This is a genomic window from Paraburkholderia sp. GAS448 (assembly GCF_050435685.1).
Lineage (GTDB): Bacteria > Pseudomonadota > Gammaproteobacteria > Burkholderiales > Burkholderiaceae > Paraburkholderia.
This window is the reverse complement of sequence record NZ_JBNDKT010000003.1, coordinates 203,342-219,101: the sequence shown is the minus strand read 5'-3', so window position 1 is coordinate 219,101 and position 15,760 is coordinate 203,342. Positions and strand designations below refer to the sequence as shown.

Sequence of the window (15,760 nt, the reverse complement as noted above, 5' to 3'; positions counted from 1 at the left end):
GCTGATCCGCCTGCTGCAGCGCTTGAGTGCGTGCGCCCGGCTCAGTGCGTTCGTACCGCCAGATACGCGAGCCAGCGGCGCTCGGCGCGTCGAAACGCGGCGACGAGTGCGAACGATACCGCACAGTAGATCAGCGCCGCGATACCGAAGGCTTCGAACGAGCGGTACGTCGCCGAATTGACGTCGCGCGCCACCTTGAGGATGTCGGGCACGGTCGCTGTGAAGGCAACGGTCGTTGCGTGCAGCATCAGGATCACTTCGTTACTGTACAACGGCAGCGCCCGGCGTAGCGCGGACGGTAGCACAATGCGCCGGTACATCGTGAACCAGCTCATGCCGTAGGCACGCGCCGCCTCAACTTCGCCGTGCGAAGTCGAGCGGATCGCGCCCGCGAAAATCTCCGTCGTGTAGGCGCAGGTGTTCAACGCGAACGCGAGGATCGCGCAGTAGAAGCCGCTGCGGAAGAAGGCATCGAGCAGCGAATGGGCGCGCACGAATTCGAGGCTGTAGATGCCGGTATAGATCAGCAGCAGTTGCACGTACAGCGGCGTGCCGCGAAACACGTAGGTATAGAAGCGCACCGGCATCGACAGCCAGCGCTTCTTCGATACACGCATCACGGCCAGCGGAATCGCCATCACAAAGCCGAAGCCGATCGACACGACCAGCAGCCACAGCGTGACCGCCAGCCCCGACATGCGATGGCCGTCCCAGTAGAGAAATGCGCGCCAGTACTCGGTGAGGATTTCAGTCATGGTGGTGTCAAAGCTCCGCGTGCCGCACGCCAATCGAATAACGCCGCCCCAGCCACACGAGCACGAGGTTCGAGACCGTCGTGATCGCGAGGTAGATCAGCGCCGCGATGAGAATGAAGAAGAACATGTTGAAGGTGCTTTTTCCCGCGTCCTGGGCGGCTTTCACGACATCGGCAAGACCGATGATCGACACCAGCGCGGTCGCCTTGACGAGCACCTGCCAGTTGTTGCCGATGCCCGGCAGCGCGAAGCGCATCATCTGCGGGAACATGATGCGGGTGAAGACGCGCATGCCGCTCATCCCGTAGGCACTGCCCGCTTCGAGCTGGCCGCGCGGCACCGACAGGAATGCGCCGCGAAACGTCTCGGTGAAGTACGCGCCGTAGATGAAGCCGAGCGTTAGCACACCGGCCACGAACGGATCGATGTCGAACTGGGGCAGATCGAGCGCGTCGGTCAGGTTGTTAACCGCGATCTGGATGCTGTAGAAGAGCAGCAGCATCAGCACGAGATCCGGCACCGAGCGAATCAGCGTCGTATAGCCGGTTGCGAGGGTGCGCAAGGGGCGGTTGGCGGAGAGCTTCGCCGCCGCGCCCGCGAGACCGAGCACCACAGAGGCCGCAAGCGACAGGACGGACAGCTCGATCGTCTGGATCGTACCGGCGAGGAGCACCGGACCAAAGCCGTAAAGGAACACGCGTGTCTCCGTCGAAGTGTTGAGTCATGGCCGGCACCGCCCTCTTCTCTCTGGTCCGCGCTCGTCAGCGCGTGGTCTGATGAGGCGGCGGGCGGCCTTCCGGCATGGCGCGGATACTCGCAGGCGAAAATAAATCGCTCAAATCACGGTCATGCGCCTTGCTGCGTCGCAACATGACCCGATCGGGAGCTGCCCCGGCGCGAAACGCCTGTTTTGACGGGCAATACGAATCTGTAAGGTGACGGGGCAAGCGCGAAGGCTGCCGCGATTTAGCAAGTTTCGGGTCGCTTTTTCGATAGACGGATTGCCCGTCTCACGGGCGTTTTCGTTAGACTGATCGGCCTGATCTGCGGCCGGCCTGCTGGCAGGACCGCCCCCTCGATCGCCTGCTGCCTGAGGATCCGCGTATGACAGCCCCGTTTGACTCCGTCACGCTCGACGCCTACTCGAAGGACGCCGCCCGCTATAGCCAGGACTGGCTCGACCAGCCGCCGCCCACCGATCTCTACGCACTGCTCGAAACGCATCTCGTGCCCGGCGGCGTGACGGCCGACGTGGGCTGCGGCAATGGCCGCGACGCCGCATGGCTCGCCGCAAACGGCTACCAGGTGACTGGCCTCGATGCGTCGGCGGCCCTGCTTGCCGAGGCGCGCAGACTGCATCCTGATGTCGCCTTCAGGACGGCCTCGCTGCCCTCGCTCAGCGAAATCGACGAGACGTTCGACAACGTCGTATGCGAAACGGTGATCATGCATCTGCCGACCCGTTCCATCACATTGGCCATCGACAACCTGCTGCGCATTCTCAGGCCGAGCGGCGTGCTGTATCTGTCGTGGCGCGTGACCAAAGGAGAAGACCAGCGCCAGTCCGACGGCAGGCTCTATAGCGCGTTCGAACCATCGCTCGTGATGGATGCGCTGCCCGATTGCCCCATCCTGCTGTTCGAGGACGTGACGAGCGCCAGTTCAGGCAAGCGGATCTGCCGGGTGATTGCGTCGAAGAGCGAAAGCTGACGATACAGGGCCGATGTGGACCGCGTCGTCTTGCTCAGGGCACGCTCGCCCTGATGCGCTGCCCGGACGAGAGCGGTTTCACTCCATGCCGAGCCGCGCCTTGATCGCCGGCATCATATATTCGACCGCCGCGCGGCCCTCGTCGATGGCAGGTCCTGCGCGATGAAAATCGAAGATACCCATGCCGCCCAGGCGCGGCTGGATCAGGATGTCGGCGGGCTCGCCCGCGAGGCGGCTGCGCGTGATACGCACCTGCATGATGTCGATGCTCTGCCCGATCGAACTCAGCATCGACGGCACGCGTGCGCTCGGCGGCCGCGGCACGCGCACGTCGCTTGTGCCCCCTGCGCGGTCGTTCTCCGGCGCGAGCCAGCGCGGCCACGGCTTGCCGTTCTTGCGCAAGGCGATGGGCGGCGGCGCGTCCGGATCGACTTCCTCGATGGGCACCGACGTGTCGACCGCAACGCCGCCCAGATCGCGCCCGTTGAGGATGTCGTTATTCAGATCGATCGCGATCACACAGTCAGCCCGCATCCCACGCGCGACGGATACCGGCACCGGGTTGGCGAGGCCACCATCGACGAGCCACGCTCCCTCATGCCACATCGGCGTGAAAATGCCCGGAATCGCAATCGAGGCACGCACGGCATCAACCACGCGCCCGTCCTGCAACCAGATTTCGCGGCCCGAATCGAGTTCGGTCGCGACTGCCGCGAAGGGGATCTTGAGGTCGCGGATTTCGCAGCCGTTGAAGCGGTCGGCAAACACCTGAATCACTTTCCGTCCGCCCAGCAGACCGCCCGAAAAACGCAGATCCAGCAGACGCACAACGGTTTGCCACGTGAGACGCGACACCCACTCTTCGAGCCAGTCGAGATCGCCATTCGCGTAGACCGCGCCGACCAGTGCACCGATCGACGTGCCGCAGACGACATCCGGCTTGATGCCCGCGTCGAGCAGCGCACGAATGGCGCCGATATGAGCCCAGCCGCGCGCGGCGCCGCCGCCGAGCACGAGACCGATACATTGATGGCGACGTCGGCGGATCATGTTACGTTCCTCGCCTATCGCCCGCGAATCACGTCGGAACGCGACGTGGTGTAGACCTTGCCGCCCGGGTCGAAGTGGACGTTGAAGAAGGCCTCCTGTGTCACGCCGCCTTCGAGCCATTTCCAGCTCCACACCGTTTCCGGCTTGAGTGGATAGCGGGCGACTTCACCGGGCTTGCCGAGCAGCCGGCGCACTTCATCCTCGGTCATGCCTGGCCGGATCTTCGCGAAGTTGGTCGCGGTCAGCACCTGAGTGATCGTGCTCAGCGTGCCGTTGCGATCGATGTCGACCATATAGGTGTTGAGCCCCTGCGGACCGCGCGGATATTCGAGACGTTTCGAGCCGTCGGTGTAGGTACGCTCGGTTTCCGGCCGGCCCATCTGGTTGCGGACCTGGTCTTCCGTCGTGATGCCGGGGGTCAGGCCTTTGAGCAGCAGCGCGTCCGGTTTGACGGCGTTAAAGATGTCTTTGAGCTTTTGCACGGCGCGATCGGTTTGCTGGTCGTCGCAAGCCGTCAGTGCGAGCGAGACGCCCATCACCATCACGGCAAGCAGTCTGGAACGGTGAGCCATCTTCGAAACGAAGCACGTCCTGTATGAAGGTTGTACTACAGGATAACCGCCTGCTTCGAAAAGGGCGAGCGTTGGCCTGCCGGATGCGTGCGCCCACGCGCATTAGCAGCGCGACGCGCGATGAAGCGCAGTCGCGGGGGGCAGTGTGGAAGCGGGTGAAAATGCGTGAGACGGAAGACACGTCGCAACACTGCAGCGAAGCTGCAACGCGGGAGGGCATGAGGGAGCGCGGGGGACTGATCAGACTGTGTGCCGGAAAAAGAAAAAGACGCCTGGCAGCGGCGCAACAACCCGGCGCATCCGGACAGAAACCGTGCTCTGTTCGTGCCTGCAACCGGAATGTTGACCGCTGCTCGCGGTCGTCTGGTCCCTCGACTTATCCTGTCTGGGTGCCGACAATTTAGCCGCGATTGTCAGGCAACGCGAGAGAGCGTTTACACCAACCCGGCTGACGAATCTTCCGCTCCTTCAGCGCGACGGCGATCGTGTCCGACGCGCGCCAACCGCACCCTTCTCCCGACACCCGACGGGCACCATCGCGACGGGTCGGCTGCGCGCGAATTGACCGACCGGTCCGCATCGTCCGGGATTGTTCTGCGTAGCCGACCTACGCGTGACGATGTGGGACCGATCAGCGTCAACTTCCTGCCTGAGCGTCGCTTCCCGTGAGGCACGCCCACGTGTACCGCGCAGGGAAATGACAGCTTCACGCTAACGCCGTGGCATGGCCATTTCTGTGCGACGTCGCACGTACGGCCTCTTTCTGATCTGTTAATCGCATGCTGCACCACAACACCCTGCTGAGTGCAGGGACTTGTGGAGGCCGTCAGCGCGAATATGAACGCTTTGGCACAATCCTGCTTTGCCCTGGCAGCCACCGGCCCTTTCGTGTATCCGGACACTTCGTCCGGCCGCGGGCCGTACCGCGCCGGGCGTCGGACGAACACAACATGATCCCTTTTTCGGTTCTCGATCTCTCCCCCATCACCGTCGGCGCGACTGCGACGCAGGCCTTCAGAAACACACTCGATCTCGCGCAGCATGCCGAACAGTGGGGCTATCTGCGCTACTGGCTCGCTGAGCATCACAACATGACCGGCATCGCGAGTGCGGCGACCTCGGTGGTGATCGGCCACGTCGCAGGCGGCACGAAGACCATTCGCGTCGGCTCGGGCGGTGTGATGCTGCCGAATCACGCACCGCTTGTGATTGCCGAGCAGTTCGGCACGCTGGAATCGCTGTACCCGGGCCGCATCGACCTGGGCCTCGGGCGCGCGCCCGGCACCGACCAGACCACCGCCCGCGCATTGCGCCGCGATCTGCACGGCAGCGCGGAGTCGTTTCCGGACGACGTCGTCGAGTTGCAGCGGTTTTTTTCTGATGCAGTGCCCGGCCAACGCGTGCGCGCGGTCCCCGGTGCCGGGCTGCACGTGCCGATCTGGCTGCTGGGCTCGAGCCTCTTCAGCGCGCAGCTGGCGGCAGCGCTCGGATTGCCCTTCGCGTTCGCGTCGCACTTTGCGCCGGACCACATGCTGACGGCGCTGCGGATTTATCGTGCGCAGTTCCGTCCCTCCGCGACGCTCGCCAAACCCTATGCGATGGTCGGCGTGAACCTGTTCGCGGCCGACACGAACGAGGCGGCGCAACGCCTCTTCACGTCGTTGCAGCAGCAGTTCGTGAACCTGCGACGCGGCACGCCGGGGCAACTGCAGGCGCCCGTCGAGCGCATCGAGGCAACGGAGATGGAATTGAGCGGCGTCGCACATTCGCTCTCGTGCTCGGTCATCGGCGAGCGCGACGCAGTACGCGAAGGCCTGCTGTCGGTGATCGAACAGACCGGTGCCGACGAGCTGATGCTGACCGCGCAGATCTACGACCACGCAGCGCGCCTGCGTTCGTTCGAGATCGCCGCGCAGGTGCGCGAAGAGATCGCCGGCAGCAAGGGCTGACGCCGGGAAGAGCAGCCGCGCGATCTGGCGCGGCTGCGCTGCCACGCCAGATCGCCTGCAGCCGACGAAGCTCACTGATTCGTGGGAATAACCGCAAGCCCGTCGAGCAGCGCCTTGTGAAACGCCTGCGGGTCCTGCATCTGCGGCGCATGGCCCAGTTCAGCGAACTCGACCAGTTTGACGTGCGGAATCGCGCGAGCGGTCAGCTTCGCCAGTTCCGGATAACGGCCGATCTTTGCGCGCACCTCGGGCGGCGCCGCGTCCTTGCCGATCGCCGTTGTGTCCTTGTCGCCGATCATCAGCAGCACCGGCATCTGCAGTTGCCCCAGCTCATAGACCACCGGCTGCGTATAGATCATGTCGTACAGCAGCGCCGAGTCCCACGCCACTTCCTTCTTGCCCGGCCCGCGATACATGCCGGCCAGCATCTGCACCCAGGGCTCGTATTCCGGACGCCACTGTCCCGCGTAGTACGTTGTCTGTTCATATCGGCGGATGCCGTCGGCGGTGGTTTTCAGTTCGCGCTCGTACCACTCATCGACGGATAGCGAAGGCACGCCCTTCGCCTTCCAGTCCTCCAGGCCGATCGGGTCGACGAGCACCAGTTGCTGCGTCTCATGCGGATACATCAGCGCGTAGCGGATCGCCAGCATGCCGCCCGTCGAATGCCCGATCAGCGTAACGTTTTCAGCGTCAAGCGACGCGAGCAGCGCATGCGTATTGCGCGCGAGCTGCTGGAAGCTGAACTGGTATTGCGCCGGCTTGCTCGACTTGCAGAAGCCGATCTGGTCCGGCGCGATGACCCGATAGCCGGCCTCGCTCAAACGGTGGATCGTGGTTTCCCACGTCGCCCCGCAAAAATTCTTGCCGTGCAGCAGAACCGCCGTCCGGCCATTCGGATGCTCCGGCTTGATGTCCATATACGCCATATGCAGCGTCTGCTGCTGCGACGTGAACTCGAACTGTTCGACTGGCGCCGGGTAGTTGAAGCCTTGCAGTTCTGGGCCGTACGCCGGGCCATCGGCGCTGTCATCGGCGGCATGGGCGAGCGCTGAACCCGCTGACGAAATGGCCACAGCAACGCAGACAAGCCAGGCAGAAGGGATCTTGCGATTGAAAATCATTGGAACAGTGCGGTTAGGCGGTTCAGGGAGTCAGGAAGAAATTTCTCGCAGGCTACGCGCTTCATGCCGGAGCGAAGGCAGGCATCACCCTGGCCCACTACGCTCACAAGCTTCGCGCGGTGCCCAGCCCACAAGGCGCCGACGATTCTACGTCGCCAGCGGCGGACGTGCTGGCCGGCGCCCGGCACGCTTACGGCCACCTGTCTGTGGCACGGTTATTGCCCACCATGGGCACGACGGACAATCACGCACTGTGCGTCATACCGCACTCGCATACCATGTCGTCCCGGGTGATACTGGCAGACAGCAGCGAGTCCGCATCCACATAATCCAGACTATTCGCGCGCTGCCAATCGGTGCTAGAAATAGCAGCGACGCCACGAAAAAAAAATTGCAATCCGGGGGCACCATCCAGGGAGACAAAGACATGGAAACTCCGGCAAGCCTCAACGATCTGCAACGCACCACGCTCGCCATCGTGCTGGCCGGGGGTCGCGGCACGCGGCTCGGCCCCCTGACGAACAAACGCGTCAAACCGGCGGTTCATTTCGGCGGCAAATACCGGATCATCGATTTCGCGCTGTCGAACTGTCTGAACTCCGGCATCCGCCGCATCGCCGTCGTCACGCAATACAAGGCGCACTCGCTGCTGCGTCATCTGCAGCGCGGCTGGGGTTTCCTGCGCGGCGAATTCAACGAGTTCATCGACCTGTGGCCGGCGCAGCAGCGCGTGGAAGGCGCGCACTGGTATCGCGGCACGGCCGACGCCGTATTCCAGAACCTCGACATCATCCGCTCGATCCGCCCGAAGTACGTCGTGGTGCTGGCGGGCGACCACATCTACAAGATGGATTACACGCGGATGATTCTCGATCATGCAGAAAGCGGCGCGGACTGCACCGTCGGCTGCATCGAGGTCCCCCGGATGGACGCTGTGGCCTTCGGCGTGATGCACGTCGATGAAAACCGGCGCGTGACGGGCTTCGTCGAAAAGCCCGCCGATCCGCCCGCGATGCCGGGACGCCCGGATATCGCCCTCGCCAGCATGGGCATCTACGTGTTCAACGCGGACTACCTGTACTCGCTGCTCGAGGAAAACATCACGAGCATCGCCACCGATCACGACTTCGGCAAGGACATCCTGCCGCGCGTGGTCACCCAGGGACATGCGATCGCCCATCCGTTCAGCATGTCGTGCGTGTCCTCAGGGACGGAAACCGAGCCTTATTGGCGCGACGTCGGCACCATCGACGCCTACTGGGCCGCCAATCTCGATCTGGCCTCCACCATTCCGACGCTCGACCTGTACGACCGCAACTGGCCAATCTGGACCCACCAGGAGCAGTTGCCGCCCGCCAAGTTCGTGCGCGACCTGAACGGCCTGCAGGGTTCGGGAACGAACCTGATCGTCTGCGGCGGCTGTGTGATCTCCGGGTCGCAGATTTCGCGCTCGGTGCTGTCGTCGAATGTCGTCGTGAATTCGTTCTGTAACATCAATGAGGCAGTCTTGCTGCCACAGGTGACAATCGGTGCGAGCTGCCGGCTGCGCAAGGTCGTGATCGACCGCGGCTGCACGATTCCGGATGGCACGGTGATCGGCGAAGACCCAACCCTCGACGGCGACCGTTTCTATCGCACGGAAAGCGGCGTCGTGCTCGTCACCCCCGAGGCGCTGCGACGACAGACCGCGCGCTAGCCGCAGCCTGACAAGCTGTATCGACACAAGGAGTCTCCCTTATGACGACGCGCGCCCTGCACGTCGCGAGCGAGCTGTATCCGCTCCTGAAGACCGGCGGGCTGGCCGACGTGGTCGGCGCCCTGCCACCCGCGCTCATCGAACGCGGCGCGGACGTCCGGGTGCTGTTGCCGGGCTTTCCGTCGGTGGCGGCGGGCCTTGCCGACCTGAAGCCCGTCGCGCAGTTCGGCAACCGTTTCGGCGCGGCCAGCGTGACCCTCGAACTGGGCACGCTGCCGTCGACCGGCATCGCGGTGTACATGATCCGCGCGGACGAGCTTTACATCCGCCACGGCAACCCCTATCTCGACGACGATCACGTGCCGTACGGCGACAACGCCCAGCGTTTCGCGCTGCTCGGCTGGACGGCGGCACAGATTGCGCAACACGTCGATCCGGCGTGGGTGCCGCAGATCGTGCATTGCCACGACTGGCATGCTGGTCTCGCGCCGGCCTATCTGAAAGCGGCAGAACGTGAAAAGGGCAAGACGATCGCCCGCACGATATTCAGCGTCCATAACCTCGCGTATCAGGGGATTTTTCCGGCCCGGCAGTTCGCCCTGCTCGGTCTGCCGGCGGACTTCTTCAACATGCATGGCGTCGAGTTCTACGGCCAGCTGTCGTTCCTGAAGGCCGGGCTGTATTACGCCGACCGCATCACGACCGTGAGCCCGACCTACGCGCGCGAAATCCAGACGCTCGCCCAGGGCGGCGGCCTCGATGCGCTCCTGCGTGAGCGCTCGAAAGATCTGAGCGGCATCCTGAACGGGGTCGACTACGCGGTATGGAGCCCCATCAACGACACGACCGTGGCCGCGCGCTATGGCCCGTCGCGGCTGCCCGGCAAACGCGCCTGCAAGGAAGCGCTGCAAAAGCGCTTCGGCATTGCGGAAAAAGGCGATGCACTGCTGTTCGGCGTCGTGAGCCGGCTGACCGAGCAGAAAGGGCTCGACCTGCTGCTCGCCACGTTGCCGGAAATCATCAGGCGGGGCGGCCAGCTCGTCGTGCTCGGCACCGGCGACCCGGCGCTGGAGAACGGCCTCCTGCGCGTCGCCCAGGCACATCCGGACACGGTTGCCGTCGAACGCGGCTTCGACGAGACGCTCGCCCACATGATCGTCGCCGGGAGCGACGTGATCGCAGTGCCGTCGCGCTTCGAGCCGTGCGGCCTCACGCAGCTCTATGCGCTCGCCTACGGCTCGCTTCCGCTCGTGCATCGCGTGGGCGGCCTCGCCGATACGGTGCTCGATGCCTCGCTCGAAAATCTCGCCGACGACCTCGCCACCGGCTTCGTTTTCGAGCACTTCGAACCCGAGGCGTTGCGCGCCGCGATCCGTCGCGCGTTCGCACTTTACGCGCGCCGCACCGACTGGAAGGCGACGCAGCAACGCGCGATGCGTCAGGACTTCGGCTGGGGGGCATCGGCGGAGCGCTATCTCGCGCTCTATCGGGAGCTGGTCTGACATCGCCTCACGTTGCGCGAAGTTTCGGCATCTTTACGCCGCAACCTGATGGTTCGGCGCAACAGCACGGGGCCTGATCGGGTCCGCGCACGTGAAAACTCATGTATCTTAGGTTCTCGCACGCGCATGCTGCACCTGCACGAGGCCCGCACGGCGGCGCTTCGCGGCATGACGGCGGCGTGCGTTCCCATCCCGTCAATTCCAGAGGCGCGCACCGGGCGCACCGGCGATGCAGATCATGAAAAACGTCCTGAGCATCCAGTCGCATGTCGTCTTCGGTCATGCAGGCAATAGCGCGGCGGAATTCCCGATGCGACGCCTCGGTGTCAACGTCTGGCCGCTCAACACCGTGCAGTTCTCGAATCACACGCAGTACGGGCACTGGACCGGCAGTTCGATCGACGCGGCGCAACTGCTGGATCTCGTCGAAGGCATCGGCGCGATCGGCGTGCTGCCGCGCTGCGATGCGGTGTTGTCAGGCTACCTCGGCGCACCCGACCAGGGCGAAGCCGTGATCGAGATCGTACGTGCGGTAAAGGCGGCCAACCCGCATGCGTGGTACTTCTGCGACCCCGTGATGGGCGCGCCGGAAAGCGCGGCGGGCGGCTGCAAGGTCAAACCCGGCATCGAGGAGTTTCTCGTGCGCACGATGCCGGAGGTCGCCGACGGCATGGCGCCTAACCATACCGAACTGCAGCGGCTCGTCGGGCGCGAGATCGAAACCGTCGAGGAAGCCGTCGCCGCGTGTCGCGAAGTGATTAGCCGCGGGCCGAAGATCATGCTCGTCAAACACCTGCTCGACCGCAACAGCCCGGCCGACCGCTTCAACATGCTGGTCGTCACCGAGCGCGAAGCGTGGATGGGGCAGCGCCCGCTCTACCCGTTCGCACGCCAGCCGGTTGGTGTCGGCGACCTGACGAGCGCGGTGTTCGTCGCCCGCACGCTGCTGGGCGACCCGGTGCGCTCGGCATTCGAACATACGCTCGCGGCCGTGAACGCCGTCGTCAAGGCGACCTGGGAAGCGCACCGCTACGAGCTCGAACTCGTCGCGGCGCAGAACGAAATCGCGCATCCGCGCGACTGGTTCGATGCGTGGGTGGCGGCCGAAACCGAGTGACGCGGGAACGACTCAGAACAGGCGTCCCGATCGTCCGCGCCCAGCGCTCAGCCCTCACCCCTTCGGCTGGCTCGATGCGCATACACGTCTACTGACCAGTCTAGCGAGAGAAGCGCCGTGGAAAATCCCCCGCGCGCGAAAAGCTTTCCTGCGGATTACTCAATGAACGACCAGGCCGCGGCCGGTTCGTGGTGGCGGACCTGCGTGCAGATGCACAGCGGCGGGACGTCCTATAATTCGAGCCGCGCATTCCGCGCCAGCATCATCCCAGCACAGGTAAAGAGGCACCGATGGACGGACAGATCCGCAGCGAGCGGGAAGAATATTTTGAGGAGTTGTGCATCAGCGTCGATGCCGACGAAGCGCACGAACAGGAAGCCATCGAGTACTTCGAGAACCAGTTCGGCGAAGCGGATTTCGACCCGGCGCAATGGCTCGACATCGCGCTTTACTACTCGCCGGACGTCGCGCGCGGCATCATCGACCTCGTCGCCGCCGACGACAAGGCACGCAGCAACATCGCGGTCGTGATCGCCGACAACCTCGACATCTCGTATGGCGCGGACGAATGCGCGCAATTCGCGGAAACGATCCAGTTCGCGCTCGCGAACGGTGTGCCGGTCGATCTCGATATCGTGCTGGACGGCTGCATGCGCGCAATCGACGACCTCGACACGTGGGCCAGCGACGACGTCAAGGAACCGCTCGTGCGCCTGCGCGAGGAACTGCTGCGTCTGCAAGGCGAGCAGTGATATGCGGGCCGGCGCAAGCGCGCCGGCTCTCAGTTTGTCGCGCTGCAGCGCACGCCATTCCCCCACTCTCCCCCCACCACTGACCCTCCTGCAGTAAACCCGCTCTACTTCCCATTTTTGGTCTGTGCTGAAATGCGCAGTCAAAGCGCCGCGAACTGCCAAGACGACCTCATATTGGCTTTCTATATTCGCGCCAGATTGATCACTGCAATCGCGGCGTACCGGGCAGTCAGCTGTCTCTGTTTCCAGACGTACCATGCACCGCGATTTATCAGGCTGTCTTTGGGCAGCCGGCCGGAGGCGCATTTCCCCGCATTCATCCGCGGCGTGTCTCCGGTGCAGATGATCGAGCCGGTTTTCGTCCCTTGAACCTTGTAGATGGAAGGAGAGAACATGAGTCTTCGCAAGACGATGCAACCTGTCGCTGTGCTGCTGGGTGCCGTGTTGTCGGTCGCACCGCTATCCAGCTTCGCGGACGATCTGCCGGTCAAGATCGGTTTCGCCGCGCCGCTGACGGGCGCGAACGCCGGCTACGGCAAGGATCTCGAGAACGGTGTGCGGCTCGCGATCGACGAGGCGAACGCGCAGAAGATCAAGATCGGCGACAAGGTCGCGAATTTCAGCCTCCTGTCCGAAGACGATCAGGCCGACCCGCGTATCGGCGTGCAGGCGGCGCAGAAGCTGGTGGACCAGAACGTATCGGTGGTGGTCGGCCACTTCAATTCAGGCACGACGATTCCGGCCTCGCAGATCTATGAGCAGGCCGGCATTCCGATGATCGACCCGGCCGCAACCAACCCGACCATCACGGGCCGCGGCTTTGCGAACACCTTCATGGTGATCTCTACCGATGGCCAGAACGCCGGCAATGCAGGCGCGTATGCCGTCGATGTCACGAAGGCGAAGCGGATCGCGATCATCGACGACCGGACCGCGTTCGGTCAGGGCGAAGCCGACGAGTTCGAAAAGGCGGTGAAAGCGCACGGCGGCAACATCGTGACGCGCGAATACACCGACAACCACGCCGTCGATTTCAGCACCCAGCTGACGAAGATCAAGGCGACCAACGCCGATCTGATTTTCTTCGGCGGCCTCGACAATCAGGCAGCGGCCATCGCGAAGAAGATGAAACAGCTTGGCATGACGGCGCAGTTGCTCGGCGGCGGCGGCGTCGAGGATCCCGAGTTCGTGAAGCTGGCCGGCGACGCAGCGGACGGCGCGATGGCGTGGGAATACGGCAGGCCGCTCGCGCAACTGCCCGGCGGCAAGGACTTCTCCGACAAGTTCAGGAAGAAGTACGGCGTCGATATCCTGTCTTATGCGCCGTTCGGCTATGACGCGACGTGGGCGGCGATCAGGGCGATGCAGGCGGCGAAGTCGTCCACGCCGTCGGTGTACCGCCCTGCGCTGAAGACCATCAGCTTCGAAGGTGTGACCGGGCCGATCTCGTTCGACAACACCGGTGCGCTGAAGAATGCCCAGTCCACGCTGTATCAGGTGAAGGGCGGTGTCTGGGTCCCGGTGGTCACGAAGAGCGGCAGCTAGGCCTTCCTCCGCTGCAACGGTCTTACCCACCCCCGTGCCGTCCCGCTTTCAACGCGCGGGGCGGCACGAGCCTCGACTAGCCTCCCTCGGCTTTCGCCACCACCTGCGAGAATGCGTCCCGCTCGACACGCTCCAGCGCGGCACGCGACTGCGCAAACTCTTCCGGCGAGCACACCTGGTGCCCGAACGCGGCATGCAAACGCCGCGTAACCTGTAAGGTCCGCGTAGCAGGATCGAAGACATAGTGCGACGCATAGTCGAAAGACGGTGCGCGCACGGCAGCATCGCGCGGCACATCGGTAACGCGCACGTTCGCCGGCAGCGTGATCTGCGCAGTCTCGTCGAAATCTCCACCGATACAGACATACGGTTGCGTTCGCACCGGTTCCGCCAGCCACGTCTGAACCTGCGTCGCAATGCCGCCTGACAGGCTCGTCAGTGCAGGCAGCGCGGTCGTGCCATCCGGCCAGACCAGATGTTCGACCGTGCCCTGGATCGAACTCGTGAAGTCTCCATCCGTTGCGGCAAGATCGCCCGTGCGGATCTGCGCCGTGCCGTGCAAACCCGTCTGACGCAAACGGTCGGACGCGATCTGCTGGGCGCGTGCATGTGTCGAGCGCCGGAACATGTTTCGCTCAGGCTCGGCGGTCGCGCCCGTATCCTCGACGCGATACATGTACGTCGCGTTTCCGTCCGCGCCGACGTCGATCTGCAATCGCACGCTGCGCCCGCGTGGCTGCACAGCGGGCGTGCGCGACAGCACGCCCTCGCCGACCAGCAGCACAGGCCGGTCCATGACGCCCGCCGGCAGATAGCCGAAAGCCGTACCGCCCGCCGAGGCGTCCGCGTAAAGTCCCAGATCGGGCATCCAGAGGATCGCGTGATTGATCGCGCTCGTGCCATAGCCCGGCACCGATGGCAGCGTATAGACCGGCCCCAGGCTCAGCAAAACGGGCTCGCTGCGGATGCCGACCGTCGCCAGCAGCGCGCCGTAAAGCGCAACGTAATCCTTGCAGTCGCCGTACCGGTTGCGCAGGATGTCGATCGCCCGATGGGGTTTCGCCGCCGTCTCGCCGAGAAAGAGCGCAACGTAGCGCACGTTGAAGCGCATCCAGTCGTATAGCAGTTGTGCCTGGGTGCGCGGAGCGTCGGTCTGCGCGGTCAGCGAGCGGACCAGTTCGACGATCGCCGGATCGGCCGTCGTCGGGTCTGCGGCGGCCGACTGGTAACGCGCTGCGAACGCCGCAAAATCCGGTGTGGTGGACACCATCAGCCGGTCGCCCCATGTCGCGTAGCCCACCGCCCCGCTCTCGATCGGCGGGTACGTCCCGTGGCGATACTCGAACGTGTAGCGGGTCCGGCCGTTCTCCGTCACGGGATCAAGCGGCACATAGCCGCGTGCATCCGCATGCAGCGGCACGTCGGCAGGCAGATCGAAGATCAGTTGCTGCAACTCGACCGGCCCGCGCGCCGGTTCGACGAAATACGAAAACGTGCCTGCCTGCAGCGGTTTCGAGCGCGTCTTGCGAAACGCGAGGTGCACGCGCGCGCCCGGCTCGACGCCCGGAAAGATCACAGTGCGCAGCACGCCGTCCTCAAAGGTCGGCGCTCCCGCAGAACGCGGCTCCTGCACATCGCGGATACCTTCCGGGCCCACCGGATGAGCAACGCCATCGCGACCGATCGTCTCCGCCGCCAGCAACTGGACCTGCTCGATGTCCCTGTTGAACCATACATAGCGCTGCGCGATGTCGTCGACGCCGCTCGTCGTGTTCGCGCGCAGAACCGTGTCGTCGCGTTCCTCGATGGAACCGTCTTTCTGCACGATGAACAGGTGAACGTCGCGTTCGACCACCGACGGCGGGACGTCGTCCGCACCGGGGGTGTCTTCGGCGTGCGCGATCGTCACGCCGCAGCACGCGATCAGCGATGAGACGAGGCCAAAGTGCACAAAATGTCGGAATGAGCGGCGCAATGTGCGGCGCCAG

Annotated in this window: 14 protein-coding genes; 7 read left to right on the top strand and 7 right to left on the bottom strand. The window is 64.2% G+C overall.

Features of this window, described 5'->3' with window-relative positions:
- Nucleotides 1-41: 41 nt before the first annotated feature.
- Complete coding sequence (locus P3T23_RS07425; RefSeq protein ID WP_133663713.1) at nucleotides 42-755, bottom strand: ABC transporter permease; 714 nt, start codon at nucleotides 753-755, stop codon at nucleotides 42-44.
- 7 nt (nucleotides 756-762) lie between these two features.
- Entirely contained in the window at nucleotides 763-1,452 is a 690-nt protein-coding gene (locus tag P3T23_RS07420; protein ID WP_429315534.1) for an ABC transporter permease, read from the bottom strand.
- Between the two features lie 407 nt (nucleotides 1,453-1,859).
- Here P3T23_RS07420 and P3T23_RS07415 point away from each other — a divergent pair, with 407 nt between their 5' ends.
- On the top strand, nucleotides 1,860-2,465 hold the full coding sequence (locus P3T23_RS07415) for a class I SAM-dependent methyltransferase (protein WP_429315533.1): 606 nt from the start codon (nucleotides 1,860-1,862) through the stop codon (nucleotides 2,463-2,465).
- A 78-nt stretch (nucleotides 2,466-2,543) separates the two neighbouring features.
- On the opposite strand, the gene P3T23_RS07410 is transcribed toward P3T23_RS07415, so the two are convergent.
- Entirely contained in the window at nucleotides 2,544-3,515 is a 972-nt protein-coding gene (locus P3T23_RS07410; RefSeq protein WP_429315532.1) for a patatin-like phospholipase family protein, read from the bottom strand.
- Between the two features lie 14 nt (nucleotides 3,516-3,529).
- On the bottom strand, nucleotides 3,530-4,087 hold the full coding sequence (locus P3T23_RS07405; RefSeq protein ID WP_429315531.1) for a hypothetical protein: 558 nt from the start codon (nucleotides 4,085-4,087) through the stop codon (nucleotides 3,530-3,532).
- Between the two features lie 950 nt (nucleotides 4,088-5,037).
- On the opposite strand from P3T23_RS07405, the gene P3T23_RS07400 reads away from it, so the two are divergent.
- On the top strand, nucleotides 5,038-6,036 hold the full coding sequence (locus tag P3T23_RS07400; RefSeq protein WP_429315530.1) for an LLM class flavin-dependent oxidoreductase: 999 nt from the start codon (nucleotides 5,038-5,040) through the stop codon (nucleotides 6,034-6,036).
- Between the two features lie 71 nt (nucleotides 6,037-6,107).
- On the opposite strand, the gene P3T23_RS07395 is transcribed toward P3T23_RS07400, so the two are convergent.
- Nucleotides 6,108-7,160 carry an alpha/beta fold hydrolase gene (locus tag P3T23_RS07395; protein ID WP_429315529.1) on the bottom strand — a complete coding sequence of 351 codons (1,053 nt, stop codon included), beginning with the start codon at nucleotides 7,158-7,160 and terminating at the stop codon, nucleotides 6,108-6,110.
- 427 nt (nucleotides 7,161-7,587) lie between these two features.
- Here P3T23_RS07395 and glgC point away from each other — a divergent pair, with 427 nt between their 5' ends.
- The 4 genes from glgC (at nucleotide 7,588) to P3T23_RS07375 (ending at nucleotide 12,227) form a co-directional block, all read left to right on the top strand.
- Complete coding sequence (gene glgC, locus P3T23_RS07390) at nucleotides 7,588-8,856, top strand: glucose-1-phosphate adenylyltransferase (protein WP_429315528.1); 1,269 nt, start codon at nucleotides 7,588-7,590, stop codon at nucleotides 8,854-8,856.
- A gap of 41 nt (nucleotides 8,857-8,897) precedes the next feature.
- Nucleotides 8,898-10,358 carry a glycogen synthase GlgA gene (gene glgA / locus P3T23_RS07385; RefSeq protein WP_429315527.1) on the top strand — a complete coding sequence of 487 codons (1,461 nt, stop codon included), beginning with the start codon at nucleotides 8,898-8,900 and terminating at the stop codon, nucleotides 10,356-10,358.
- A 238-nt stretch (nucleotides 10,359-10,596) separates the two neighbouring features.
- A complete protein-coding gene (gene pdxY / locus P3T23_RS07380; protein ID WP_429315526.1) occupies nucleotides 10,597-11,475 on the top strand; it encodes a pyridoxal kinase PdxY in 879 nt (292 codons plus the stop codon).
- Between the two features lie 290 nt (nucleotides 11,476-11,765).
- Nucleotides 11,766-12,227, top strand: a complete 462-nt coding sequence (locus P3T23_RS07375; protein WP_429315525.1) for a hypothetical protein — start codon at nucleotides 11,766-11,768, stop codon at nucleotides 12,225-12,227.
- Nucleotides 12,228-12,409: 182 nt separating this feature from the next.
- Here the strand turns inward: P3T23_RS07375 and P3T23_RS07370 are convergent, their stop codons facing one another.
- On the bottom strand, nucleotides 12,410-12,622 hold the full coding sequence (locus tag P3T23_RS07370; protein WP_429315524.1) for a hypothetical protein: 213 nt from the start codon (nucleotides 12,620-12,622) through the stop codon (nucleotides 12,410-12,412).
- Between P3T23_RS07370 and P3T23_RS07365 the strand changes: the two genes are divergently transcribed.
- Nucleotides 12,621-13,772 (top strand): branched-chain amino acid ABC transporter substrate-binding protein, encoded by a 1,152-nt coding sequence (locus P3T23_RS07365; RefSeq protein WP_429315523.1) that lies wholly within the window; start codon nucleotides 12,621-12,623, stop codon nucleotides 13,770-13,772. The two genes, P3T23_RS07370 and P3T23_RS07365, sit on opposite strands and share 2 nt — an antisense overlap.
- Before the next feature lie 76 nt (nucleotides 13,773-13,848).
- Here P3T23_RS07365 and P3T23_RS07360 read toward each other — a convergent pair whose 3' ends face one another.
- The gene (locus P3T23_RS07360) at nucleotides 13,849-15,723 is read right to left on the bottom strand and encodes a DUF3857 domain-containing transglutaminase family protein (protein ID WP_429315522.1); all 1,875 of its coding nucleotides are present in this window, start codon (nucleotides 15,721-15,723) and stop codon (nucleotides 13,849-13,851) included.
- Nucleotides 15,724-15,760: the final 37 nt, after the last annotated feature.

Coding starts and splice junctions, on each gene's coding strand:
- P3T23_RS07395 (WP_429315529.1), bottom strand. CDS start 7,160: ATGATTTTCAATCGCAAGATCCCTTCTGCCTGGCTTGTCTGCGTTGCT.
- P3T23_RS07375 (WP_429315525.1), top strand. CDS start 11,766: ATGGACGGACAGATCCGCAGCGAGCGGGAAGAATATTTTGAGGAGTTG.
- P3T23_RS07410 (WP_429315532.1), bottom strand. CDS start 3,515: ATGATCCGCCGACGTCGCCATCAATGTATCGGTCTCGTGCTCGGCGGC.
- P3T23_RS07370 (WP_429315524.1), bottom strand. CDS start 12,622: ATGTTCTCTCCTTCCATCTACAAGGTTCAAGGGACGAAAACCGGCTCG.
- P3T23_RS07365 (WP_429315523.1), top strand. CDS start 12,621: ATGAGTCTTCGCAAGACGATGCAACCTGTCGCTGTGCTGCTGGGTGCC.
- P3T23_RS07415 (WP_429315533.1), top strand. CDS start 1,860: ATGACAGCCCCGTTTGACTCCGTCACGCTCGACGCCTACTCGAAGGAC.
- pdxY (WP_429315526.1), top strand. CDS start 10,597: ATGAAAAACGTCCTGAGCATCCAGTCGCATGTCGTCTTCGGTCATGCA.
- P3T23_RS07405 (WP_429315531.1), bottom strand. CDS start 4,087: ATGGCTCACCGTTCCAGACTGCTTGCCGTGATGGTGATGGGCGTCTCG.
- glgC (WP_429315528.1), top strand. CDS start 7,588: ATGGAAACTCCGGCAAGCCTCAACGATCTGCAACGCACCACGCTCGCC.
- glgA (WP_429315527.1), top strand. CDS start 8,898: ATGACGACGCGCGCCCTGCACGTCGCGAGCGAGCTGTATCCGCTCCTG.
- P3T23_RS07400 (WP_429315530.1), top strand. CDS start 5,038: ATGATCCCTTTTTCGGTTCTCGATCTCTCCCCCATCACCGTCGGCGCG.
- P3T23_RS07425 (WP_133663713.1), bottom strand. CDS start 755: ATGACTGAAATCCTCACCGAGTACTGGCGCGCATTTCTCTACTGGGAC.